This window comes from Nocardia sp. PE-7 (assembly GCF_030486425.1).
GTDB classification, from domain to species: domain Bacteria; phylum Actinomycetota; class Actinomycetes; order Mycobacteriales; family Mycobacteriaceae; genus Nocardia; species Nocardia salmonicida_A.
Genome location: NZ_CP129614.1, coordinates 971,403 through 994,543, shown reverse-complemented (window position 1 = coordinate 994,543; position 23,141 = coordinate 971,403). Strand labels below are relative to the sequence as shown.

Annotated in this window: 22 protein-coding genes; 8 read left to right on the top strand and 14 right to left on the bottom strand. The window is 68.2% G+C overall.

Annotated elements, in window-relative coordinates:
* Positions 1–93: 93 nt before the first annotated feature.
* Entirely contained in the window at positions 94–933 is an 840-nt protein-coding gene (locus QX204_RS04620; RefSeq protein ID WP_301905343.1) for a helix-turn-helix transcriptional regulator, read from the top strand.
* On the opposite strand, the gene QX204_RS04615 is transcribed toward QX204_RS04620, so the two are convergent.
* Together QX204_RS04615 and QX204_RS04610 are read right to left on the bottom strand one after the other, a co-directional pair.
* Positions 934–1,749: an ABC transporter permease gene (locus tag QX204_RS04615; protein WP_301905341.1), complete on the bottom strand. Its 816-nt coding sequence runs from the start codon at positions 1,747–1,749 to the stop codon at positions 934–936. It lies immediately after the preceding gene.
* Entirely contained in the window at positions 1,746–2,684 is a 939-nt protein-coding gene (locus QX204_RS04610; RefSeq protein WP_301905339.1) for an efflux ABC transporter ATPase subunit, DrrA-related, read from the bottom strand. The genes QX204_RS04615 and QX204_RS04610 overlap by 4 nt, the downstream gene beginning before the upstream one ends.
* Positions 2,685–2,802: 118 nt before the next feature.
* Between QX204_RS04610 and QX204_RS04605 the strand changes: the two genes are divergently transcribed.
* Positions 2,803–3,441: a PadR family transcriptional regulator gene (locus QX204_RS04605; protein ID WP_301905337.1), complete on the top strand. Its 639-nt coding sequence runs from the start codon at positions 2,803–2,805 to the stop codon at positions 3,439–3,441.
* A 16-nt stretch (positions 3,442–3,457) separates the two neighbouring features.
* Here the strand turns inward: QX204_RS04605 and QX204_RS04600 are convergent, their stop codons facing one another.
* The 5 genes from QX204_RS04600 to QX204_RS04580 all read right to left on the bottom strand — a co-directional run bounded on the left by QX204_RS04600 (position 3,458) and on the right by QX204_RS04580 (position 8,459).
* On the bottom strand, positions 3,458–4,096 hold the full coding sequence (locus tag QX204_RS04600; protein ID WP_301905335.1) for an RBBP9/YdeN family alpha/beta hydrolase: 639 nt from the start codon (positions 4,094–4,096) through the stop codon (positions 3,458–3,460).
* 27 nt (positions 4,097–4,123) lie between these two features.
* A complete protein-coding gene (locus tag QX204_RS04595) occupies positions 4,124–5,419 on the bottom strand; it encodes an MFS transporter (RefSeq protein ID WP_301905333.1) in 1,296 nt (431 codons plus the stop codon).
* A 79-nt stretch (positions 5,420–5,498) separates the two neighbouring features.
* Complete coding sequence (locus QX204_RS04590) at positions 5,499–6,551, bottom strand: beta-keto acid cleavage family enzyme (protein ID WP_301905331.1); 1,053 nt, start codon at positions 6,549–6,551, stop codon at positions 5,499–5,501.
* A 43-nt stretch (positions 6,552–6,594) separates the two neighbouring features.
* On the bottom strand, positions 6,595–7,461 hold the full coding sequence (locus QX204_RS04585) for a TauD/TfdA dioxygenase family protein (RefSeq protein WP_301905330.1): 867 nt from the start codon (positions 7,459–7,461) through the stop codon (positions 6,595–6,597).
* Positions 7,462–7,487: 26 nt separating this feature from the next.
* Positions 7,488–8,459: a quinone oxidoreductase family protein gene (locus QX204_RS04580; RefSeq protein WP_301905329.1), complete on the bottom strand. Its 972-nt coding sequence runs from the start codon at positions 8,457–8,459 to the stop codon at positions 7,488–7,490.
* Positions 8,460–8,565: 106 nt separating this feature from the next.
* Here QX204_RS04580 and QX204_RS04575 point away from each other — a divergent pair, with 106 nt between their 5' ends.
* Positions 8,566–9,570 (top strand): AraC family transcriptional regulator, encoded by a 1,005-nt coding sequence (locus QX204_RS04575; protein WP_301905327.1) that lies wholly within the window; start codon positions 8,566–8,568, stop codon positions 9,568–9,570.
* On the opposite strand, the gene QX204_RS04570 is transcribed toward QX204_RS04575, so the two are convergent.
* The 4 genes from QX204_RS04570 to QX204_RS04555 all read right to left on the bottom strand — a co-directional run bounded on the left by QX204_RS04570 (position 9,571) and on the right by QX204_RS04555 (position 14,361).
* Entirely contained in the window at positions 9,571–11,820 is a 2,250-nt protein-coding gene (locus QX204_RS04570) for an acyl-CoA dehydrogenase family protein (protein ID WP_301905326.1), read from the bottom strand. It abuts the gene before it with no gap.
* Between the two features lie 43 nt (positions 11,821–11,863).
* A complete protein-coding gene (locus tag QX204_RS04565; RefSeq protein WP_301905324.1) occupies positions 11,864–12,673 on the bottom strand; it encodes an enoyl-CoA hydratase/isomerase family protein in 810 nt (269 codons plus the stop codon).
* A complete protein-coding gene (locus QX204_RS04560; RefSeq protein ID WP_301905322.1) occupies positions 12,670–13,683 on the bottom strand; it encodes a TIGR03617 family F420-dependent LLM class oxidoreductase in 1,014 nt (337 codons plus the stop codon). Before QX204_RS04560 ends, QX204_RS04565 begins: the two co-directional genes overlap by 4 nt.
* Before the next feature lie 90 nt (positions 13,684–13,773).
* Positions 13,774–14,361 (bottom strand): TetR/AcrR family transcriptional regulator, encoded by a 588-nt coding sequence (locus tag QX204_RS04555; protein ID WP_301905320.1) that lies wholly within the window; start codon positions 14,359–14,361, stop codon positions 13,774–13,776.
* Between the two features lie 90 nt (positions 14,362–14,451).
* Between QX204_RS04555 and QX204_RS04550 the strand changes: the two genes are divergently transcribed.
* On the top strand, positions 14,452–15,579 hold the full coding sequence (locus tag QX204_RS04550; protein WP_301905318.1) for an oxidoreductase: 1,128 nt from the start codon (positions 14,452–14,454) through the stop codon (positions 15,577–15,579).
* 48 nt (positions 15,580–15,627) lie between these two features.
* Here the strand turns inward: QX204_RS04550 and QX204_RS04545 are convergent, their stop codons facing one another.
* Positions 15,628–16,656 (bottom strand): phosphotransferase family protein, encoded by a 1,029-nt coding sequence (locus QX204_RS04545; RefSeq protein WP_301905316.1) that lies wholly within the window; start codon positions 16,654–16,656, stop codon positions 15,628–15,630.
* Positions 16,656–17,771 carry an Rv3169 family protein gene (locus tag QX204_RS04540; protein WP_301905314.1) on the bottom strand — a complete coding sequence of 372 codons (1,116 nt, stop codon included), beginning with the start codon at positions 17,769–17,771 and terminating at the stop codon, positions 16,656–16,658. The genes QX204_RS04545 and QX204_RS04540 overlap by 1 nt, the downstream gene beginning before the upstream one ends.
* Positions 17,772–17,897: 126 nt before the next feature.
* Between QX204_RS04540 and QX204_RS04535 the strand changes: the two genes are divergently transcribed.
* The 3 genes from QX204_RS04535 to QX204_RS04525 are packed head-to-tail and all read left to right on the top strand — an operon-like array spanning position 17,898 to position 20,661.
* Entirely contained in the window at positions 17,898–18,506 is a 609-nt protein-coding gene (locus tag QX204_RS04535) for a TetR/AcrR family transcriptional regulator (protein ID WP_301905312.1), read from the top strand.
* Positions 18,503–20,053 (top strand): LVIVD repeat-containing protein, encoded by a 1,551-nt coding sequence (locus QX204_RS04530; RefSeq protein WP_301905311.1) that lies wholly within the window; start codon positions 18,503–18,505, stop codon positions 20,051–20,053. The genes QX204_RS04535 and QX204_RS04530 overlap by 4 nt, the downstream gene beginning before the upstream one ends.
* Positions 20,050–20,661 (top strand): DUF305 domain-containing protein, encoded by a 612-nt coding sequence (locus QX204_RS04525; protein WP_301905309.1) that lies wholly within the window; start codon positions 20,050–20,052, stop codon positions 20,659–20,661. The genes QX204_RS04530 and QX204_RS04525 overlap by 4 nt, the downstream gene beginning before the upstream one ends.
* Positions 20,662–20,694: 33 nt before the next feature.
* Here the strand turns inward: QX204_RS04525 and QX204_RS04520 are convergent, their stop codons facing one another.
* Entirely contained in the window at positions 20,695–21,999 is a 1,305-nt protein-coding gene (locus QX204_RS04520) for a helix-turn-helix domain-containing protein (protein ID WP_301905308.1), read from the bottom strand.
* 145 nt (positions 22,000–22,144) lie between these two features.
* Here QX204_RS04520 and QX204_RS04515 point away from each other — a divergent pair, with 145 nt between their 5' ends.
* Positions 22,145–23,137 carry a poly(ethylene terephthalate) hydrolase family protein gene (locus QX204_RS04515; RefSeq protein ID WP_301905306.1) on the top strand — a complete coding sequence of 331 codons (993 nt, stop codon included), beginning with the start codon at positions 22,145–22,147 and terminating at the stop codon, positions 23,135–23,137.
* Positions 23,138–23,141: the final 4 nt, after the last annotated feature.

Here is a 23,141-nt window from a genome sequence, read left to right as displayed (position 1 = left end):
CCGGCCGAGCGGCGACATCCAGGGACTGTCGATCAGTGGATACCCGCGAGCCCCGACGGTAGAACCGAACCAGTCACACAAAGGAGATCTCTGGTGATCGATCGCGCGGAGCTGGCGGAGTTCCTCAGACTACGTCGGGAGTCGCTGCAACCCGAGGACGTCGGGTTGCCGCGCGGGCGTCGGCGCAGGACCAGCGGGTTGCGGCGGGAGGAGGTCGCCGTCCTGTGTCACATGTCGACCGATTACTACGCGCGATTGGAACAGGAACGCGGGCCGCACCCGTCGGAGCAGATGATCGCCTCCATCGCACAGGGCTTGCACCTGTCGCTCGACGAACGCGACCACCTGTTCCACCTCGCCGGCCACAGCCCGCCCGCACGCGGCGCTGTCAGTGAGCACATCAACCCCGGCCTGCTGCGAATCCTCGATCGCCTCTACGACACGCCTGCCGAGATCGTCACCGAGCTCGGGGAGACGCTGCGTCAGACTCCGCTCGGCACGGCGCTGACCGGCGACACCACGCACTACACCGGATTCGCTCGCAGCATCGGCTACCGCTGGTTCACCGATCCCGCCGAACGCGACCGCTACGCACCCGAGGACCATCCGTTCCTGTCGCGGATGTTCGTCTCCGGACTCCGCGAAGTCGCCACCCGGCGCGGTCCCGATTCCCGCGCCGCGCAGTACGCGGCCCTGCTGCTCGCCGAGTGCGAGGAATTCCGAACGCTGTGGCAGACCCACGAGATCGGGGTCCGGCCCCGGGACGTGAAGCGTTTCCGCCATCCCGAGGTCGGCGCCATGGATCTGAACTGCCAAACACTGCTCGACCCCGAACAGTCACACCTGTTGCTGGTCTACACCGCCACACCCGGTACCGAGAGCTACGAGAAATTGCAGTTGCTCTCGGTGGTCAGCACCGAGATGCTCCGCTGACTAGCGACTCAGATCTCTGAACCGCTTCACCGCCAGCGGGAAGAACACCGCGATCATGGCCAACGGCCAAGCCACCGCCAGCATCTCGGCGTGTGCCGCGGCCCAGGAATCGCCGACCGCACCCGGATTGCCGAGCAGGCCGCGCACCGCCGTGGCCGTGGCCGACATCGGGTTCCACTCGACGACCGCGCCCAGCCAGGACGGCATCGATTCGGGCGAGGCGATGGCATTGGAGAGGAAGCTGATCGGCCAGACCAGGATCTGCACCGCCTGCACCAGTTCCGGCTTGCCCGCGACCATCGCCAGATAGATGCCGATCCACAACATCGCGAACCGGAACAGCAACAGCAGCCCCACGGCCGCCAGGAACGCGGCGGCCCCGTCGTGCCAGCGCCAGCCGATCGCGTACCCGACCGCGATCATCACGGCCAGCCCGACCGCCGACTGCAGCATGTCGGCGACGCTGCGCCCCACCAGCACCGCGGCCGAGTTCATCGGCATCGAGCGGAATCGATCGATGACCCCCTTGCCCAGGTCCTGGGTCACCGCGAGCATGGTCGCCTCGAGGCCGAAAGCCATTGTCATGGTGAGAATTCCGGGGACCAGGTAGTCCTTGAAGTCACCGTCGATGCCGCGCCCGCCGCCGATCAGGTAGCTGAACATCAGCAACAGCATCACCGGGAACACCAGGCCGACGACCACCTGAACGGGCTGGCGGGCCCAGTGCGCCAGCTCGCGTCTGGTCATCGTCCAGGAATCGGTGAGCGCCGTGCTCAGCGTCGACCCCGGGTGATTCGTTTGATAAGTCGCGCTCACGCCGCGTCCTCCTTGGTCAGGTGCATGAAGACTTCGTCGAGAGTCGGCCTTCTGATCGCGATGTCCTCGGCGTCGATGCCGTTGGTCTCCAGTGCCCGGACGGTCTCGATCAGTGCCGCCATCCGGTCGCCGACCGCCGCACTGACCATCCGCCGATCCTCGTCCACCACCGCGTCACCGGGGATGAGCGCGGCCGCGAGCGTCAGTTGGGTGGAGTCGTGAAGGACCACGTCGATGCGGTCGCCGCCGGTCTTGGATTTCAGCTGGTCGGCAGTGCCTTCCGCGATAACCCTGCCGCGGTCGATCACCGAGATCTGGTCGGCCAGCTGATCGGCCTCCTCGAGGTATTGCGTGGTCAGCAGCACGGTGGTGCCGCCGTCGACCAGGGAACGCACCGAACTCCACACCTCGGCGCGACCGCGAGGATCGAGCCCGGTCGTCGGTTCGTCCAGGAACAGCACCTGGGGTTCGGAGATCAGGGACGCCGCAAGGTCGAGCCGGCGCCGCATACCGCCGCTGTAGTGCTTGACGGCCTTCTTCCCGGTGTCCGAGAGCCCGAATCGCGCGAGGAGTTCATCGGCCCGGATGCCCGCGCGGCGCGCCCCCAGGTGGTACAGGCGCCCGAACATCTCCAGGTTCTGTCGCCCGCCGAGTTCCTCGTCGACAGCCGCGCTCTGGCCGAGCAGCCCGATTCGTGAGCGCACCTCGTCGGCTCGCGTGCGCACGTCGATGCCCGCCACCTCGACACGCCCCGTGTCGGGGCGGAGCAAGGTGGACATGATGCGCACCGCGGTGGTCTTGCCCGCGCCGTTCGGGCCGAGTACCGCGTGCACGGTACCGGCTCGAACAGCCAGATCGAGTCCGTCGAGAGCCTGCTTCGCCCCGTACTTCTTCCGCAGGCCTTCGACGACGATCGAGAGATCGTGGTCAGTCAAAACACCCTCCATCACCAGTGGTCAAACTTGACTAGACGGCCAAGGTACCGGGACCGGTTCGGTTAGTCAAACTTGAATACTGCTATTTTGATCGCACTCACTCGGAAGGGAGGCGTCCATGTCAGCGATCCGGCTGCTGGTCCTCGGCGCGGTCCGTCAGCATGGACGAGCGCACGGCTATCAGGTGCGCAACGACCTGGAATTCTGGGGCGCCCACGAATGGTCCAACGCCAAGCCCGGCTCGATCTACCACGCCCTCAAGCAGATGGCCAAGCAGGGACTTCTCCTGGCGCACGAGGTGGCCCCGAGCACCGTGGGCGGACCGCCTCGCGTCGAGTACGAGATCACCGACAAGGGCACCGAGGAGTTCCTCGCGCTGCTACGCGAGGCACTGACCTCGTACGACCAGCAGATGGACCTGATCTCGGCCGCCATCGGGTTCATCGTCGACCTCCCCCGTCACGAGGCCGTGGCGCTCCTGAAGCAACGGATCGTCGGCCTCCGACAGTGGCGCGCCTCGGTCACCGAGTACTACACACCAGAGCAGGGGCCGGGCCAGCTCGGCCACATCGGCGAGATCATGAACATGTGGGTGCACTCCGCCGACAGCGAAGCGGCCTGGACCCACGGCCTGATCGACCGTATCGAAGGTGGCGCCTACACCTTCGCCGACGAGGGCGAACCCTTCGTCGGCATCCTCACCCAGGACGAACCGAACCCCTTCGCCACCGGCCCCCACCCCGACGACCTCCGCTGAGCGAGCCGCCAGCCGGTCATCGGCCCTGCGCGAGCGTTGCCGAGGAGACGGGTTCTTCGCTCGGCGCACCTGTTCGCCGGACAGCTACCGGCCCGTCCAGCAGTTCGTCGAGCAACTCCTGGGCGCGCGGCCACGGTCCGTAGCCCGCTGCCGGATTCAGGTGGCCGACGTCGCCGAGGTCGACCAGCCTGCTCCCCCACACCTCGGCCATGCCGGCGACGCGGCGAGCCGTGGCCAAGGGGTCGGTGCTGCTCGCGGCGACGATGCTGGGGAAGGGCAACCGCCTGCGCGGAATCGGCGTCCAGCCGTTGGCCGCGAGTTCCTCGGCGGTCGGATAGCCCTGCGGCAGTGGAGTTTCGAAATCGGGCGGCGTGGCTAGTAACGCGCCGAGCACCGGCCGGTCGGACTGGTGCGCCCAGTGGACCGTGATCATCACGCCCGCGCTGTGCGCGACCAGGACGACGGGTCCGTCGATATCGGCGAGCACCGCGTCGAGTGCGGCGACCCGTGCGGCCAGGCTCAGCCCATCGCGTTCCAGCGGCGGCACGATCGCCACCTTCCAGAGCGTGTCGGCGAGCAGGCTCTGCCAGTGGTCGGCGATGTGATCGCGCAGGCCGGGAACGATGACGACGGTGGGTTCGGGAAGAGCATTCATGGGGTGCGGCAGTCCTTTTCGACGGGATCAGTGCGAGGCGTGGACGGTGGCGAGCTTGCGCAGCCCGAGCGGGTAGACCCGGCGGCCGAGCAGCAGGGCGGCGATCGCGAGGACCGACACCACCGGCGTCACCCGCAGCGCGTTCTGCAGACCGAGATGGTCGGCGAGGACTCCGACGACGAACGGGCCCAGCGCCAACCCGAGCAGGCTGTTGGCGAGAGTGAGGGTGCCGAACGCCGACGCGCGGACCGAGGGGTGGGTGAGATTGGCGACCATCGCCACGGTCGGACCGGCCGAACCGCCGGAGAAGAACGCGCCGATGCCGAGCAGAACCAGCTGTGGCGCACCGGTACTCATGCTGAAACCGAGGCCGAGGGTGACGAGCGAGATCAGACAGAACACGATCGCGGTCGTCCACTTGCGCGCCATGTCGGCGCGACCGACCCGGTCGGTGATCACACCGCACACCACCATGCCTGCGCCGACGAGAGTCACGATCACCGCCGCCAGACCCGCGGCCCGGTCGGGCGCCAGCCCGTAGTAGCGGTTGAAGAAGCTGGGCATCCAGGACAACAGCACCGCGGCGGTGAACATCTGCAATCCGCTGCCCACGTAGGCGCACAGCACGGCCGGATTGGTGAACAGCGTCGAAATCGGTGCACGGAAAGCGATTTCGGGGGTGGGCTCGGTGGCGTGGGCGGCATTGCTCTCCTCGGTGACCACCGCACGGAACGCGACGGCCAGCACCAGCCCGAAGACCGCCATGGTGGCGAACGACCACCGCCACCCCAGGTGTACGGCGATCACCCCGCCCGCGGCGACGCCGAGCACCGAACCGAACGAACCACCGGCCATGAACGCACCGCTCAGTGCCGCGTGCCGACGGGCCGCGAACACGCTGAGCACCAGCGCGACCCCGACGCTGCCGTAGGCGGCCTCACCGACGCCGACGAAGAAGCGGGCGACGAGCATCTGTGGATAGTTGTCGGCCAGAGCGCACACCAGGGTCGCGATGCTCCACACCACCGCCATCACCACCAGGCTCCTGACCCGACCCCACCGGTCGGCCAGCACCGACAGCGGCAAGGTCAGCAGACCCACCATCAGCGCCACCACGCTGCTGAGCGAGGCCAGCTGCGAATCCGACAGTGTCCATTCGGTTTTCAGGAACGGGAACACCGCGCTCAGCACTTGGCGGGACATGTAGTCGGCCAGTAGCAGACCGAAGGCGAGGGCGAATACCAGCCACGGATAGTTGCGGGTGACAGACGAGGAACGGCGCGGCGCCGACGCGAGGGGCGCGACGGTCGTGGTGTGGTCCATGGGTGCTCCTGCGAACCGGTTGACGTCGTCGCTGACGTCCACCGGGTTGTCGAGACAGGGAAGGTGATCCCCGGAGGGGTCAGGCGTGGTGGGTGAACCCGACCTGGCCGGGCTGACGGTTCGGGGCGAACCCGATCTTGGCGAGCGTCTCGTCGGCGTCGGCGTAGCGCTCGTCGAGCCTGTAGATCTCGCGCGCTTCCTTACCGGTGGCGACCTCGCGGCCGAGTTCGCCCGCGATCCGGACCAACTGCTGGATCTGCTGGACCGAGGTCATCTTCTCGCCCTTGCGACCCCACAGGGTGTCCTCGTTGCCGCAGCGCGCGTGCAGACCCATCGCGATGGCCATCGTGTTCACCGGCAGCACGCTGCGCATCAGCGTCTCCAGGGTGAGCACCGCGCCGTCGGGAGTGCGGCGGATGAACTCCATCATGTTGTAGGGGTTCGGGCCGTCGAAGCCGCCGCCGATGCCGACCCAGGTCAGCATGAGCGGGCCGGTGTAGACGCCGCGCCGGATCAACCGCTCGACGGTCTCGAGCTGCGGAATGCTCGACAGCTGGAAATGCGGCTGAATACCATTGGCCTGCAAGCGCTTCAAATGCTCGGCAACCCAGGTCGGGCCCGCCGGGACATACATCTCCCGGTACGCCTCGTACACCTCGGGCCGTTCGAAGGACGTGCCCGCGATGTCGTCTTCGGTCATCAACTCGACGATGTTCATCTGACTGGTGTTGATCGCGATGGTGACCTGGTCGGGCTTGGGATCGAGTTCGGCGAGCAGGTGCCGCGCGTCGTCGGTGAGCCACTTCGCGTCGGCGCCTTCGCCTTCGGGCGAGAAGGAGATCGAGCCGCCGACCTGCAGGATCATGTCCGGCACCGCCTCGCGCAGGCGGGCGAGCAGTTCGTTGAACTTCGACAGGCGCTTGGAGCCCTTGCCGTCGAGTTCACGCACGTGGATGTGCAGCACGGTGGCGCCGGCCTCGTAGCAGTCGACGGCCGCCTGGACGTGCTCGTCCATGGTGAGCGGGAGGTCGTCGCGGAAATCGTCGAGTTCCCATTCCGGGCCGTAGGGCGCGGCGGTAATGACCAGCTTTTCCTGGTTCTCGGGGAACAGTGCGTCGTCGTGAAAATGCATGGGGGTACTCCGATCGGAATTGCGGGCTACTCGAAAGTGGAATTCAGAAGGGACGGTCGCCGACGATCCCGGCGCGCTCCATCTTGCGGACGGCGGGCCAGTAGTCCTGTACCGCGTAGTGCTGGGTGCACCGGTTGTCCCAGATCGCGAAGCTGTTCTCGGTCCAGCGCCAGCGCACCTGGTATTCGGGGATACTCGCTTGGCGCATCAGGTAATTGAGGAGTTCACTCGCACCCGGCGCGTAGTCGGCGCCGAATCGAACATTCTCGGGCGTGTGGTAATTGACCAGGTGGGTGGTGAAGGAATTGACGAACAGAATGTCCTCGCCGGTGTCCGGGTGGATACGCACCACCGGATGTTCGGCATCGGGGAAACGCTCGTGCAGGGCGAGTCGTTTCTCCGCCGAGAGGGCGGCGCCGAAACTGGCCTCGATACTGTGGCGGGCCCGCAGATGCGCGATCCGCGATTTCACCGACTGCGGCAGTCGCCTGTACGCCTCCACCATGTTCACCCAGATGGTGTCGCCGCCGACGGGCGGTGATTCCACGCAGCGCAGGACCGCGCCCATCGGCGGATTGACCCGCCAGGTGGCATCGCAGTGATAGGCGTTCTCGTAGTGCTCGGGCGCGCTGTCGAGGTCCTTGTAGATGCGGACCAGACCGGGATGGTCGGGATCGCTGCTGAGTGCGGGGTGATCCTCGAGCGGGCCGAAACGTTCGGCGAGCGCGACATGTTCGGCACGGGTGATGTCCTGATCGCGGACGAAGAGCACCTTGTGGCGCAGCAGCAAAGTGCGCAGTTCGGCGAACAGGGCATCGTCGGCGGCGACCTCGGCGAGGTTCACCCCGTGGAGTTCGGCGCCGATGGTCGCGGTCAGTGGCGCCGCGCGCATCGCGGTTCGAACGGTCATTGGCTTGTTCCTTTCCGGTGGACGCCTCAGAGCGCGAAGACCGACGCGCCGACGCTGCGGCCCGCTTCGAGGTCGCGATGGGCCCGCACGGCGTCGGCGAGTTCGTAGCGCTGGTTGATCTCGACCCGCAGACGGCCCGCGGTGAGGTGGTCGTGCAGTTCGCCGGCGAGTTCGGCGCGTTCGGCCGGGTCGGCGATGTAGTCGGCGAGCGCGGGCCGGGTGACGAACAGCGAGCCCTTCACCGCCAGCTGCATCGCCTCGATCGGCGGCACGGGTCCCGAGGCGGTGCCGAAGCACACGAGCATGCCGCGCCGAGCGAGGGAATCCAGCGACGACTGGTAGGTCGTCTTACCGATGCTGTCGTAGACCACGGGAACGCCCGCGCCATCGGTGATCTCACGCACCCTGGTCGCGACGTCCTCCCTGGTGTAGATGACCACGTGGTCGCAACCGTTGGCCCGCGCGACCGCGGCCTTCTCCTCGCTGGAGACGGTGCCGATCACGCTGACGCCGAGCAGCTTCGCCCACTGGGTGAACAGCTGCCCGACCCCGCCCGCCGCCGCGTGCAGCAGCACCGTGTCGCCCGCGCGCAGCGGGTGGATGCGGCGCAGCAGGTAGGCGGTGGTCAGTCCGCGCATGGTGGTCGCGGCCGCGGTGTCGAACGCGATGCCGTCGGGCAGCGGAATCAGGTGCTCGGCGGGCATGATGCGTTCGGTGCTGTACGCGCCGAGCGGACTGCCGGTGTAGGTGACGCGGTCACCGGCCGCGAAGTCGACGCCGGGGCCGACGGCCTCGACGACGCCGGCCCCCTCCACGCCGAGTCCGGCCGGCAACGCCGCCGGGTACAGACCGGTGCGGAAGTAGGTGTCGGCGAAGTTGAGCCCGACCGCCTCGTGCCGGATCCGGACCTCGCCGGGCCCCGGCGCGCCGACCTCGGTGGACTCCCACCGCATCACGTCGGGACCACCGGTTTCAGCGAATCGAATTGCGTGTGCCACAGCTTCTCCTCCTATGTGATGGACATAACAGTAGGCTCGAACACGCATCAACGCTTATCCTGTCGGGACAGAAAACTATTCCCCTCGGGACACTTGGAGGCACTGGATGAAGCCGCTGTCCCGGTACGCGTCGTTGAACGATTACGTCGAACTGGCCGGGTCACTCGGCCTGGAACCGGCGCGGTTGATCCGTGACTGCGGACTCGACCCGGCCGGTTTCGGCACGCAGGACCGGTGGATTCCCGCCGAGGCCGTCGCCGAACTGCTGGAACGCTCGGCCGTCGAATCAGGCCGGGAGGACTTCGGCCTGCGGTTGGCGCAGCTGCGGCGGTTCTCCAATCTCGGCCCGCTGAGCCTGGTCATCCGCGAGGAACCGGACGTGCGCAGCGCGCTGCGGCTGCTGTCGCGCCACGAGCACATGTACAACGAGGCGCTGCACACCGAGGTCATCGAGGCGAACGGCATGGCGACCATCCGGGTGAACGTGGACGTCGGCCGAGCGGTCCCGGTCCGGCAGGCCGTCGAGCTCACCACCGGCGTGCTGTACGGGCTGCTTCGCGGATTCGCCGGACCGACCTGGCGCCCGACGCAGGTGTGCTTCGCCTACCCCGCCCCGCGTGACCGGACCACCTATCACAAGATGTTCGGCCCACACGTCGAGTTCGATCAGGATTTCAACGGAATCCTTACCTACAGTGGCGATCTCGACGCCGAGAACGCGATGGCCGATCCGCTCCTGCGCGCCTACGCGCAGCAGTTGCTCGCCATGGCGCCGTCGCGGGAGGCCACGGTCACCGACCGAGTCCGCGAGCTCGTCGAATTACTGTTGCCGACGGGCCGTTGCACCGTCGAGCAGGTGGCTCGCAGCCTCGGGGTCGACCGGCGCACAGTGCACCGCAAACTCGCGCAGGACGGCACCACGTTCACCGCGTTGGTCGACGATATCCGCGGCGCGCTGGCCGAACGGATGGTGGCCAACCGCCGTCACTCCCTCACCGAAGTCGGCGATCTGCTCGGCTTCTCCTCGGTGAGCAACTTCTCGCGGTGGTTCAGTGCGAGGTACGGGATGAGCCCGCGGCAGTGGCGGCAGCGGGAAGCCGCCCGTCACTGACTAGTGCGGCAGTCTCAACACGCGTCGAGCGATGATGTTGAGCTGGATTTCGATGGTGCCACCGCCGAAGAGGATGGCCGGCAGGCCGAGGAAGTCGAAGGTATAGGGCTGTTCGGGGTGCCCGATGGCGGCGCGTGGGCCGAGGATCGAGGCGAGAGCGCGGGTGGCGTCGCGTTGGGCGATGGCGTTCCAGACTTTACGAGTGCTGTTGCTGGAACCGTTGCCGTCGGTCCTGTCGTTCATCCTGGCGACGACGTGGCGCAGGTTCAGCGCGGCGACGGACAGCTCGAGCGCGGTGTTGCGGCCGAGGACGCGGACCGCGTCGTCGCGGGTGCCGGTGTGGTCGCCGGATTCGAGCAGGCGGCGGACCAGGGTGCTCGAGCCGTGGCCGAAGGTGGCCGAGCCCATGGCGACCCGCTCGTTCGACAAGGTGGTGACGGCGATCCGCCAGCCGTCACCGGGCTTCGCGACGACCTGGTTGTCGGGGACGAAGACCTCGTCGAGGAAGACTTCGTTGAACTCCCAGATGCCGGTGACCTGACGCAGCGGACGGACCTCGACTCCGTCGGCGTTCATCGGGATCAGGAAGTAGGTCAGGCCGGCGTGTCGAGGGACATCGGTATCGGTGCGCGCCAGGCACACGGCCCAATCCGCTTCCTGTGCTTGGGAATTCCACACCTTCTGGCCGTTGACGATCCAGCCGCCGTCGACTTTGCGTGCGGCGGTGGACAATCCGGCGAGGTCGGAGCCCGCACCGGGTTCGGAGAACAGCTGGCACCAGATGATGTCGCCGAGCATGGTCGCGGTGACGAATTGTTCGCGCTGTTCGTCGTCGCCGTGTTCGATCAGCGTCGGCAGTACCCAGGCGCCGATTCCGAGTTCGGTTCGCGCCAGCCCACGCCGCTCGAGTTCCTCGGCGATCACCGCTTGTTCGGCGGGTCCGGCGCCGAGTCCGTACGGGCGTGGCCAGTGCGGGGCGACCAGCCCGGCTTCGGCGAGCACGGCGCGTCGGGCACCTCCGCGCGCGGGGGCCCATCCTTCGGAGGGGATTTCGTCATCCGCGAGCGCGGCGACCGCGTCGAGCACGCCGCCGACCGTGGCACGCAGTTCGGGCAGTGTGTCGGCGTCGACGAACGAGAAGTCGCGTTCGGCGAGCAGCGCCCGCTCCCCCAATGCCCTGGCCGCCGCGTCCTCGCCGCCGACGACAGCGGCCAGCGCGATCGCGCGCCGCCAGTACAGGTGGGCGTCGTGCTCCCAGGTGAATCCGATGCCACCGAGCAGGCTGACGCAGTCCACCGCCTGATCGATCGCGGCGGGCAGCACGGTCAGCGCCGCATTCGCGGCGGCCAGCAGCCGCTGCTCGGTCGGCTGGGTCTCGGCGCGGGCGGCGTCCCAGGTCACCGCACTCGCCACGTCGGCGCGGACCAGCATGAGCGCCGCTTTGTGCTGCACGGCCTGGAAACTGCCGATCGGGCGGCCGAATTGGTGTCGCACCCGGATGTAGTCGACGGTGGTGTCCAGGCACCAGCGACAGATCCCGGTCGCCTCCGCCGCCGCCAGGGTAGTCGTCCACAGCTCCGCGACGGCGGGGTCGATGCCATCGAGCACCTGCCCCGCATCGATCGGGTAGGCATCGAATTCGGCGCGAGCCAGTGATCGAGTCAGGTCGACAGCCTCTGCGGGCGTCATGCGGATCGAAGACACTGCGCCCACCTGGGTAACCAGATCGGCGGGGGCGAGCCAGAACCACAGGCTCGCTTCGGGATCCCCGTCGACGGCGGCGCGCACCACGACTCGTTCGGCATCGGTCAGCCCGAGCGCCGGATCGGAAACGCCCGACACGACCCAGCCCTCGCCAGCACGCGTCGCCCGCAGGTCGGGCCCGATCACGACCGCTCCCGTCATGCCTGCCCCGAAGTCCGCGAGCAGCGCACCGGCGTCGGTAGCGGCCATCACGAGCGCGCTCGCCGTCACTGTCGACAGATAGGGGCCGGGAAACAGGGCAGCACTCAACTGCTCGACCACCACCGCGAGGGTGTCGAGCCCGCAGTCGTCGCCGCCGTACGCGGCGGGAAGGTGGAGTGCGTGTAACCCCGGCTCGCACAACGCAGTCCACACTCCGGTCGGCATGACCCCGGCCGCGTAGTCGGACAGGTGCTCGCGCGTCTGCGACAGCGGAGCGATCTTACGGGCGAACGCGGCAACCGATTGCGCCAGCGCGTGCTGGTCGGCGTCTACGGCGAGCGACATCTGTGTACTCCTGAACGGTGAATCAACGGGTGGGGCCGGGTTTTCAGAACTCCGGCAGGTCGTGCCAATCGCGCGACAACCGCGCCGACCAGACCGGAGCGCGCCGGTCGACGCAGGCCCGCAGGCCTTCGCGAGCATCGGGTCCGCCCATGACCCGTAGGTGCAGCTCGGTTTCCAGCTCGGCCACCCGGGCGGGTTCGTAGCCGTGGATCGCGGTGTCCCACAACAGTCTTTTGCTTAGGGCCGCCGACATCGGCGCGACGTTGACCGCCATGTCGCGCGCCATCGCGAGGGCCGCAGGCAGCACTTCGGTGGCGGGGAGACAGCGGCCGGCGAGGCCGAGGCGGACCGCTTCGTTGCCGTCGAAAGTACGTCCCGACAGCAGGATGTCGGCCGCGACCGATATACCGGCGACCTTGGCCACCGTCCAATGCGCCATCGCGTCGGGCAGAACACCCAGCCGCACTTGCGGAACGGCGTAGCGCGCGTCCTCGGCGACGATGCGGATGTCGGCCTGCAGGGCGATGGTCAGGCCGATGCCTATCGCGTGCCCGTTCACCGCGGCGATCACCGGCTTACGCAGAGCGAAGGCGGGCGGGTCGACCGGGGACGCGGAAAACGCTGTGCTGTCGGGCTTGTCGAAGGTTGTGTCGCCACTACCGATGTCCGCGCCCGCGCAGAAGGCCGGTGGTGCGCCGGTGAGCACGATGACCCGCACCGAGTCGTCGGCATCGAACGCGCGATAGGCCTCGCCGAGCGCCCGACCCATCGCACCGGTGAACGCATTCCGTCGCTCCGGCCGATCCAAGGTCACCACCGCTACGCCGTCGGTGATCTCGATCCGCACGCTCATGGGGCCTGCAATGCGGTGACCAGGTCTTTGATGTACTCGTTGGACACGTCGTAACCCGGGAAATAACAGCAGATCCGGTCGGCGTAGGCACCGAAGCGCGCGATGATCGCCGCCGCGCACTGCTCCGGTGTCCCGTGCACCGCCAAGGTGTCGAGCATCGTCTGATCGATGAGGTCGGTCATCGCCGCGACCGCGCCGCGCTTGGACAGCGCGTGCAATTCCGGTTGCAGCTCACCCCAGCCCTCGGCGTCGAGGACAGGGCGGTACGCGGGCGTCGACCCGTAGAAGCCGAGCAGACCTCGCGCGCCGACGGCGGCGGCGGCAAGCTCGCTCGGCGTGCGGCCCATGGCGACGATCACCTGTGGATAGATGGCCAGGTCGGCGGCCTCGCGCCCGGCACGGTCGAGCCCCTCCTCGATGGCGGGCATGGTGTGTTCGGTGAAGTGGCGGGCACTGTTGAACGGCATGACCAGCAGTCCGTCTGATACTTCCGCCGCGGTCCTGGTCATGATCGGACCGAGCGCGCCGAGGCAGATCTGTGGCAGCCCATAGGGATTGGGGCCGGGGTCGAAGGTGGGCGGCATCAGGGTGTGCCGGGTGAACTCTCCTTCGAAGCGCAGCGGGGTGCCCTCCTGCCAGGAGCCGAGTACGGCCTTGATCGCGAGCACCATGTCCCGCATGCGCGCGGCCGGGCGCGACCACTCAGCGCCGTACCGCTTTTCGATGTGCGCGCGGGTCTGCGAGCCGAGCCCGAGACGGAACCGGCCGCCGCTGAGCAGGTGCAGGTCGTAGGCGGTGTGGGCCAGGTGGATCGGGTTGCGCGGGAGGGCGATGGCGACATCGGTCATCAGGTCGACCGGTTCGGGACCGGCGGCGGCCAAGGTCAGCGGAAGGAAGACATCGTGGGCCCCCTCGAAGGTGAACAGGCCGTCGACCCCGCAGGCGATCAATTCGGCAGACCGCGCGATCACCTCGTCGGGCCGTGCGCCCAATTGCAGGTCGACCTTCATCCGCACGCCCCACGCAGCTCTCGAATCACAATTACATACTAGCATGTAACGTTATTCGAGAGCGGCCCGAGCCGCGCCGGAACGGCCGTCTCAGCGCCCCGCGGACGCCAAGGCATACAGCGCGTCCGCCAACCGGGCGACGAAGACCTCCCCCTCCTCGGCGCCACGGAGCAACGCGTGGAATGTCGTAGTGCCCGAGAGAATCTCGAAGATCAGGTCCACATCGGCGCCCGGGGCAATCCGGCCGTCGTCGACCGCACTGCCGAGCAACTCGGCGAAAGCCTTGCGCACGGGCGCGCCGATGGCGAGCAACCTGCCGCGAGCCTCCTCGGTCTGCGAATCGGCGAGCAGACCGGGCACCCCCGCACGGGCGGCCGGACTGTCGGCGCGCGCCAGGAAGATGCGCACCCAGGTCGCCAGATCGGCCCGGAGGTCGCCGGTCGGCTCGGGCAGCGCGTGCCCGCCGGGGCCGTGAATGGCCTCTTCGAGCAGCGCTTGACGCGTCGGCCACCGGCGATAGATGGCGGGGGTGTTGACCCCGGCGCGCTTGGCGATCGCGACGACAGTCGCCTGGGGGTAGCCGACCTCGGCGAGCAACTGCCTGGCGGCGATGAGAACCGCGAGGTCCTTGTCGGCATCGCGGGGCCTGCCGGGGCGGGGCGTCGTTTCCGAGGGCATCATTACATATTAACCTGTTACATAATTCACCGATGCCGCTCAACGGGCCTGGCGATTGCCCCTGGCCGACAACGCTGGGAGCGTGAGGATATGACCACCGCCGACGTCCTGTTCGACCCCTTGCGCATCGGGCCGTTGGCATTGCCGAACCGCATCGTCATGTCGCCGATGACCCGACAGCACTCCCCCGGCGGCACACCCGGTGACGATGTCGCCGCGTACTACCGCAGGCGCGCCGAAGGCGGCACAGGGCTGATCATCACCGAGGGTGTCGCGATCGATCATCCGACGGCGGTCGACAGCACGAAAGTGCCTCGGTTACACGGCGAATCAGCCCTGTCCGGGTGGCGCCGCGTGGTCGACGGCGTGCACGAAGCGGGCGGCAGGATCGTGCCGCAGCTGTGGCACGTCGGCCCGCTGTGGGGCGCGATGGCCCGCGTGGACCCGGCGCTCACACCCCTGCGCCCGTCGGGCCTGTGGGGTCGGGTCGGGCGCACGACGTACTCGCAGCGCTACCTGTCGACGGTGACCACACCGACCGCCCCCATGACCGAACACGACATCGAGGACGTGATCGCCGCCTACGTGCGCTCGGCCCGCAACGCGATCGCGGTCGGTTTCGACGGCATCGCCATCCACGCGGGCCACGGCTATCTACTCGACGCGTTCGTCTGGGAGGCCACCAATCAACGCACCGACCACTGGGGCGGTGACCTGGTCCGACGCGCCAATTTCCCGGTCGAGGTCGTGCGCGGGATCCGCCGGGAAATAGGCCCGCGACTGCCGATCTTCTACCGCTTCTCCCAACACAAGCAGCAGGACTACGGCGCACGCATCGCCGAGACACCCGACGACCTCGGCGTGATCCTCACCGCGCTACGGGAAGCCGGCGTCGATGTATTCGACGCCAGCAGCAGGTACTTCGACCGACCGGCCTTCGACGGGAGCGAGCTGACCCTGGCGGGCTGGGCGAAGAAGCTGACCGGCGCGTACAGCATGGCCGTCGGCAGCGTCGGACTGAGCACGTCCTTGCACGAGCGAGACAGTCCCGAACCGGCCGCACTCGACGGTCTCTACCGACGGCTGGCCGACGCCGAATTCGACCTGGTCGCCCTCGGTCGTCTGCATCTCGCCGAGCCCGCGATCGCCCGCATCCTGCGCACCGGCGCTCCCCTGCCCACCTTCGACCGAGATCGTCACCAGCGCGAACTCACCTGACCAGCTCGAATACGGACGCACCGATCCGTATTCGAGTCGGCGCCTGTCCTATTCGTCGCCGAGCAACTGCTCGACCCGCTGGGTGCAGAATGCGGTGATGTCGATCTCCGACGGCAAGTTCAGACGATGGGCCATGCGCAGCAACGGAATACTGAGCAGCACCGCGGCCAGGACCTCGTTGTAGCGCAGGTTGCGGATCTTCATGCCGCTGCGTTCCTCGTACCGGGCGATCGACTCCTCGCGGGAGGGAGTACCCGCGAGTCGTTCGGTTCCCTGGAATTCCGAGCAGGCCCAGTCCAGGAACAACATCCAGGCGAGGTCCGCCTCGTGGTCGCCGATGTAGGCGATCTCCCAGTCGAGCACGCCTGATACGCGGAATTCTTTGTCGTAGAGGATGTTCGACATTCGGGCGTCGCCCCAGCAGAGGGTGATGTGTTCGGGTTCGTAGAGGTTGGTGCGCAACCATTCGACAGCCCGGCGCAGCGCGGGCGGCTGTGTGGTGGTGGCCCAGGCCAACGCCGAATCGACGTAGCCGATCATCTGCTCGAGCGGTGCCGCGCCGAACTTCGGGAAGGACAGGAAGTCCAAGTTCAGCGTGCGCCAGTCGAGTTGGTGGATCTCGGCGATGGTGTCGACGCAGCCCCACCACATCTTGGCGCGATCGGTGGGCTCGGCGTCGAAGTACAGACCCGCCGAGTGATAGGAGGGCAGGTCACCGGGCGCCGAGCCGTCGATGCGGTCCATCACGAAATATGGACTGCCGAGCGCCGCGTCGTCGCGGTCGAGCCAGCGCACCGCCGGAACGGCGATCGAGGTCTCGGCCAGGCGGCGCATGACCAGGACCTGGCGCAGCAGGTCGTAGTCGGGAAACAGCGCCACCTCGGGCGGGCGACGCAGCACCAGCGAGACCGGCTCGGCGTCGGCGCGTTCGAGGTCGAACAGGAAGGTCTCGGTGGCCAGACCACGCGGGCTGGCCGACCAGTTCGTCACCCGCGCGGACTCGGCATCGGGAAAACCACTGCGCAGCACAGGGACGACAGCGTTCGGCAGATCTTCTGCGGTGGGGCGAGTGGTCATCAGTACCCCTCGTACCCGTACCGGGCATTGCGGCCCATGAACACCATCTCGACCAGTCCGTAGCCGACCTTGCCGTCGCTGGACTCGACCTTGACGAAGGTCTCGGTGAGCATGCTGACCGGGCGCAGTTCGGCGGTGTCGGAGAGATCGACGGTGAAGCCGTCGCTGAAGGACTCGCCCTTCCAGATCCCCGACGCGTAGCCGCGATACATGTCGTATCCGGCCAGGCCGGGCCAGAAATCGTGCAGTGCGGTGACCGAGTAGGTGCGCTCGGTGCCGTCGGCGGCGTTTGCCGTGAACGAGCCCTCCGACACGATCCGGAAGTCGTCGCGGAACTTCAGATCGTGGGTCACGCTGACGATCGGCACGGTCGGCACGTCCGCCTCGATCGGGCGCTGGATCGACCCCTCGAAGTGCCAGCGCTGCCCGTCGGCGGTCTCGCGCTGGGCGAAATGCACCAGCTCGTCGTCGAACTGGAAGATGCCCATGAAGTACAGCACGCCGTCGGGGATCTCCGAGGGCTGTAGGCCGCCGCCCTCGCCGAGGCTGCCGCCACCGCCGCCGTGGCGGGTGCCCCACGAGTGGTCGCGGCCGAACCACCACGTGCTGGGATCGATCTCGATGCGTTCGCCGTCGACTTCGAGCCAGCCGGAGATCTCGCCGTTCTGGTAGTAGCGGCGGGCGTCCTCACGGACCCGGCCACGGGTGCGGAAGAAGGCGGGTTCCTGCTCGTAGGCGGGGAACTGGCCGGCGAAGTTCAGTTCCAGGCGCAGGCCGTGATCGTTGTCGCCGAGGGTCGCGCGTACGCCGCGCAGCGGCTCGGTGATCTCGTAGCGGTAGGGGCCGATCTGCCAGGCGCCCAGGTCGTCGTACTTGCCGCTGATCTCGCGCGAGAGCCGCGCCACGTGCGCGGTGCCGTCGATGGTGACCATCGCGTAGGCATCCATCACATTGCGGTTGGGGTAGCGGGCCATGCCGGTCATGACGCTGACCCGGCCGGTGGTGTCGAAGCCGTAGAGCACGATCCGCTCGGTCCAGCGCAGATCGCTCTGGACGACGTGGTCGAACGTCGTCGGCAATTGGTGGCAGAGCAGCTCGTCCTGGGGAGTCAACATGGGCCATTCCTTCGAGAGTGGGGGTGGAACACGTTTCAAGTTAGCTAATTCGAATACGCCATGAAGCGTTTTTAATAAGATCCACTTCTCGGCTACTCTCAGCCGAACCCAACGGAGGAGTGAACGGTGAGTGAACGTCGCGAGGCACGACAGGGGCCGGGCCGCCCTCGTGACCCGCAACTGGATGATCAGGTGCTGCGTGCCACCCAAGAGCTGCTGGTGGAGCAAGGTTTCCAGGCCACGACCATCCAGGGAGTCGCGCGGCGGGCAGGGGTGGTCGCCACCTCGATCTACCGTCGGTGGCCCAACAAGATCCACCTCGTCGAGGACGCGATCTTCGCCCTCGAGACCGGCGTCGTCCCGCAGCCGACGGGCGATATCGGCGCGGATCTGCTCGGGTGGACCGAGCTCTTCTTCGCCGCGGCCACCCATCCGGCGGCTCGGTCGGGCATACCGGGCCTGCTCTCGGCCTATCACGACGACGAGGCGAGCTACCGCAGGCTGCGCGAACGCGGTGAGGGCTTGGCCCGGGTGGGGCTGCGCGCCACCATCGACGCGGCGATCGAGTCCGGCCAGGCTTCCCCCGACTGCGATCCCGACCTGATCTTCGAATTCCTGCGCGGCACAACGCTGCTGCGCGCCCTCACCCGCGGCGACGAGGACGGCGAGCAGTTCTGCCGCCAGACCGCCGCGGCCCTGGTCACCCTGGCCACTCACCACGAAAGCGCGAAATGAGAACTCCGTTCCGCCAGCTGTTGATCGCTACCGCGGCGGTGCTGCTGGTGCCCTCCGCGATCGGCCTCGCCCAGTCCGATTCCGTGGGAGTCGTCCTGGAAGACCGCGGCCTCGCCGATACCGCCGTCGCCCGCGCGAGTTGCGCGGACGGCTCGCTCCCCGAGCCCGGCCTCCAGGGCGATGTGCCCGCCGCCGATCGTGACAGCGGACGCAGCACCCAGGGTTACCGCTGCAACATCAACCGCATCGGCGGCTACGCGGGCCGTGGCGCGGGAATCACCTCGACGCAGTTCGATCACTGCGTGTACCTGGGAAGCTTCTTCCCCGGCAACCTGCTCGGTCCCGCACAGGGCGTGCAGGTGATCGACGTCGCCGATCCGGCCAACCCGGTGCTCACCGCCACGCTCACCGAACCCGCGATGCTGGCGGGTACCTGGGAGAGCCTCAAGGTCAACGTCGCGCGAAAGCTGCTGGTCGGCACCGGAGCTCCCGCGTTCACCGGCGCCGGTCTGATCTCGATCTACGACATCTCCGACTGCGCGCACCCACGCCTGCTCAACCCGGGACCCGGCACCGATGTGAGCCTGCCGGTCCCGATCACGGCGCACGAAGGCGGCTTCTCCCCCGACGGCCGCACCTACTGGGCCTCGGGCGTCATCCCCGGCATCGTCAGCGCCGTCGACCTGACCGACCCGGCCGACCCCCGCGTGATCTGGCAGGGCATGCCGGGCCAGTCCATGCACGGGATGGGCTTTCGCGCCGACGGCAACCGGATGTACCTGGCCAACAATATGGGCGGGTTGACCATCCTCGACACCTCCGCGGTGCAGCGTCGCGACCCCGATCCGCAGGTGCCGATCATCTCCCAGCTGACCTGGACCGACGGCTGGGCGACCCAGCAGAACGTCCCCGTCACCTACAACGGCGTGCCCTACCTGTTCACCACCGACGAGGCGGGTTCCGGCGGCGTCAAACTGATCGACATCTCCGACGACGCGCATCCGCGCGTGGTGAACTCGATCAAGCTGGAGATCAATCTGCAGCAGCACCGCGACAGCGCGCTCGCCTCCGGGATGGGCGGGTCGCTGTTCGCCTACGACGCCCACTACTGCTCCGCCGACCGCGCGGTGGACCCCACCGCGCTGGCGTGCGGCTGGATTTCCTCCGGTGTCCGGATCTTCGACGTGCGCGACCCGCTGAAGGTGCGCGAGATCGCCTACTACAACCCCCCGGCGCGCACCGGTCAGAACGCCGAACTGTGGAACTCCCCGCACGCGCTGGCCTCGATCATCGGCCTGCCGCTGCTCAGCGCGCCGTCGGTGATGCAGGCCGTCGAGGCGGGCGTTCTCGATCCCGAGCAGGCACTGAGTTCGCGCACCGGCGACGTGGCCTTCGGCGACCTCTCCACCGACTGGTGCTTCTCCGCACCCGAGTGGCGCGGCAATCAGCTGTGGACCACCTGCGCCGACAACGGGTTGCTCACCTTGGAGTTGTCCCCCGAGGTGTACACCCCGCCCGCCGATCAGCGGTCGACGGTCGGCTCATGAGCCGACGGGTGCTGTTCGGGGTCGCGGGTGCGGCGACGGTACTGCTGCTACTGGTCGTCGGGGCGGCCGTCCGACCGCTCTTCGTCTCCGAAACTGCCACTGTCACACCGGTATTGACGCCTACCGAGATCGGCTTCGTGCAGGACATGACCGGTCACCATCAGCAGGCGCTCGTCCTGGTCGAGCGCCTTGCCGCCGATGTCGATCCCACCGTACGGCGGCTGGCCGACCAGATCGCCGATGCCCAGCGCCTCGAGATCGGCATGATGCTCGGCTGGCTCCGGTTGGCCGCGGCGACCCCGACCAACCCGCACCCGATGTCGTGGATGCCCTCCGGCCACCACGGCGTCGCCTCCACGACCATGCCCGGTATGGCCACTCGCGCCGACCTCGACGCCCTGTCTGTGGCCCGCGGCGCCGAGGCCGAAGCGATGTTTCTGCGGTTGATGTATCGCCACCATCAGGGCGGGGTCGCCATGGCCCAGTCGTTCGACGAGCTGTCCAGAGGTGGGCCGGTCGAACAGGCGGCCCGCGACATGATCAGCACACAGAGCCAGGAGTCCGGGCTCATCGGGATGCTGATGTCCCAGCGCGCCGCGACGAGCTGAGGACCGGACGGCGAAGGGCACGTGCACCCAGCCCTACAGCTCTATGACCGACTCAGGTCCGAAGTTGGGGTGCCCGACCAACTCGCCGATCGCGGCGCGCATCTCGCCGACCACCGGGACCGTCGCGAATTCGACCGACTCGTGCCAGAAGTCCGACAGTCGGGCGGCGGTACGGCCGGTCGGGCGCCCGTCCAGCGACAACGCCTGACCGACCTGTGCGGCGGCCTGCTCCGGCTCGGCGAGCATCAACTGCAGGCGAGCCGAGGAGATGGCTGCCATCGCGGGTGTCACGAACTCCGCGGGAAGCGGCGCGTCCAGGTCACCGAAGGCGACGCGAGCCAGGTCGGGACGGGTGGCGATGAGGTGGCGGTAGCTCTTGCCGAGCAGCCGCGACTGTTGCCCCGGTCCCGGCCAGTCCCGGCGCGGTCCGAGGAGCATGCTCATGGTCGCCGCGGTCAGACACCGGCCGGCGGCGCGGTCACCGGCGGCGATCTCGGTGGCTTCGGCCCTGCTCGAGGCGGTCTCGGCGGCTTCGCACCGACACTCCGCGGCGACGACGATCGCCCGCGCGAAGGCCGCGTGTTCGCCGAGGATTCCGTGCGCGTAGGCCTCCAATTCGGCCAGGGCGACCCGCAGCGCGGGCGGGGCGGTGCGGCGCGCCAGATACTGGGCGAGCTGCGCCACCTCCAGCCCTTCGGCCGGCCTACCGCTGTCGAGCAGCTGCCAGGACGCCTCGGCGAGGATCGCGGCGGTCAGCACCTCCTCGCCCGCGGCGTGCGACAGCCGTGCGGCGGCGACCGAGTACCGGCGAGCGGCGGCGACGTCCTCCACATCCCAGCTCATGGCGGCCGCGATATCGGCCAGCTCGGCACCGGCCCGGAAGGCGCGTCCATGCGCGCCCGCGGCCGAGAGCTGCTGTAAACGCGGCAGATTCACCGACAGCCAGGCCGTCACGGCACGGCGCGGCGTCGCTCCGTCGTCCCACTGTCTGGCACGCGCCCAGGTGGCGAGCTGCTCGGCGTCGGCCAGCTCTGTCGCGGCGAAGGTGGGGTGATCGCCGCGCGGGTGCGCGACGGGCGGCAGCAGCAGCGACGACAGTTGCGTGGGCAGATCGTCGAGTTCGTTGACAGATTCGACGCTCAGCCGGTCGCGTAGGTGATCGAGCGGAGTGGCCAACGCCGATTCGTAGGCGACCACGTGCTCGACGCGCACCATCCGCGCGCCGGTCTCGAGCTGGCCCAGATACGGCTTCGAATAGTTGGTGCGCGCGGACATGCCCTGCAGGCTGATCCCCGCCGCTGTTCTGGCCGCGCGCAGCGCCGAGCCGACCTCGGTCATCCGAGGTCCGCACCGGTGCGGGTCGACTCGTTCATCAGTTCGAGAATACGTCGCGGGGAGCCGGCGGCGCCGGGTGTCTGCAACATGTCTGCAAGACGGTGCGGCCAGGCATGGACACCTGTTGACCTGCCTACCGTCGGTGATCGTGAGCAACAGAACTGTCCGGCGGGCGCAACGAGGCGCCCGCATCGCCCTGACCGCCGTCGCGTTGGCCGCGGTCGTGTCGGCGGCACCGGCCACGGCCGCGCCGTCCTATCAACCTGCCGCACCGCTCGAGGCGACCTATTACGCGCCGGGGCCATGGGCGGTGGCCGAGCGATCCGGTGCCGACTGCTGCACCTCGACCGGCGAGACCTACGACATCTGGTACCCGGCGGATCTCGGCGCGGGCGTCCACCCGGTGATCACCTGGGGCAACGGCACCCTGGCACACCCGCGCGAATACGCGTACCTGCTCTCCCACCTCGCGTCGTGGGGATTCATCGTCATCGCCGCCGACCGGACCGACACCGGAACCGGCGTGCAGATGCTCGACGCCGTGCGCTATCTCGCCGAGCAGAACAACGACCCGAGCAGCGTCTTCCACGGCAAGGTCGATATCGATGCCGTGGGCGCGGCGGGTCATTCCCAAGGCGGCCTCGGTGCGCTGAACGCGCTCGCGCGCGGGTCCGGCCTGGTCGATACCGCCGTGACGCTGGAGATGCCGCTGGCCGCGGTGTGTTCGTCGCTGCCGACGGTCGACGGTCAGAGCGCGTGTGTCGACACCAGCGCGATCACCTCGGGCTCGGTGCTGCTGGTCAACGGTTCCGCCGACGGCATCTCCCCCGGAACGCAGACACTCCCGGCCGAGGTGATCGGGCAGCAGTCGATGCAGGCGTACTACGACGCGCTGCCCGCGCAGGTACCCAAGGCTCGCGCCGCGCTGCTCGGCGCCCAGCACAACGACATCCAGGGCCAGCCCGGCTGCACCAACTACAGCTGCACCGAAGGCGTCCACCGCTACCTCGGTTACCTGGCGGCGTGGTTCTCCGGCCGGCTGCGCGGCGACCCGGCCGCCCGTGGCGCCTTCCTCGCCGGCACCGGCGAATTCCTGCACAACCCGCACTGGTCCGAACAAGCAAGCACCATCACCCGCTGATCGA

What these genes read in the sequence shown, in the direction of transcription:
- QX204_RS04550 (WP_301905318.1), top strand. Translation starts at nt 14,452, where the DNA reads ATGACCACCGCCGACGTCCTGTTCGACCCCTTGCGCATCGGGCCGTTG.
- QX204_RS04560 (WP_301905322.1), bottom strand. Translation starts at nt 13,683, where the DNA reads ATGAAGGTCGACCTGCAATTGGGCGCACGGCCCGACGAGGTGATCGCG.
- QX204_RS04590 (WP_301905331.1), bottom strand. Translation starts at nt 6,551, where the DNA reads ATGCATTTTCACGACGACGCACTGTTCCCCGAGAACCAGGAAAAGCTG.
- QX204_RS04525 (WP_301905309.1), top strand. Translation starts at nt 20,050, where the DNA reads ATGAGCCGACGGGTGCTGTTCGGGGTCGCGGGTGCGGCGACGGTACTG.
- QX204_RS04570 (WP_301905326.1), bottom strand. Translation starts at nt 11,820, where the DNA reads ATGTCGCTCGCCGTAGACGCCGACCAGCACGCGCTGGCGCAATCGGTT.
- QX204_RS04565 (WP_301905324.1), bottom strand. Translation starts at nt 12,673, where the DNA reads ATGAGCGTGCGGATCGAGATCACCGACGGCGTAGCGGTGGTGACCTTG.
- QX204_RS04530 (WP_301905311.1), top strand. Translation starts at nt 18,503, where the DNA reads ATGAGAACTCCGTTCCGCCAGCTGTTGATCGCTACCGCGGCGGTGCTG.
- QX204_RS04600 (WP_301905335.1), bottom strand. Translation starts at nt 4,096, where the DNA reads ATGAATGCTCTTCCCGAACCCACCGTCGTCATCGTTCCCGGCCTGCGC.
- QX204_RS04605 (WP_301905337.1), top strand. Translation starts at nt 2,803, where the DNA reads ATGTCAGCGATCCGGCTGCTGGTCCTCGGCGCGGTCCGTCAGCATGGA.
- QX204_RS04520 (WP_301905308.1), bottom strand. Translation starts at nt 21,999, where the DNA reads ATGACCGAGGTCGGCTCGGCGCTGCGCGCGGCCAGAACAGCGGCGGGG.
- QX204_RS04585 (WP_301905330.1), bottom strand. Translation starts at nt 7,461, where the DNA reads ATGACCGTTCGAACCGCGATGCGCGCGGCGCCACTGACCGCGACCATC.
- QX204_RS04545 (WP_301905316.1), bottom strand. Translation starts at nt 16,656, where the DNA reads ATGACCACTCGCCCCACCGCAGAAGATCTGCCGAACGCTGTCGTCCCT.
- QX204_RS04540 (WP_301905314.1), bottom strand. Translation starts at nt 17,771, where the DNA reads ATGTTGACTCCCCAGGACGAGCTGCTCTGCCACCAATTGCCGACGACG.
- QX204_RS04555 (WP_301905320.1), bottom strand. Translation starts at nt 14,361, where the DNA reads ATGCCCTCGGAAACGACGCCCCGCCCCGGCAGGCCCCGCGATGCCGAC.
- QX204_RS04575 (WP_301905327.1), top strand. Translation starts at nt 8,566, where the DNA reads ATGAAGCCGCTGTCCCGGTACGCGTCGTTGAACGATTACGTCGAACTG.
- QX204_RS04595 (WP_301905333.1), bottom strand. Translation starts at nt 5,419, where the DNA reads ATGGACCACACCACGACCGTCGCGCCCCTCGCGTCGGCGCCGCGCCGT.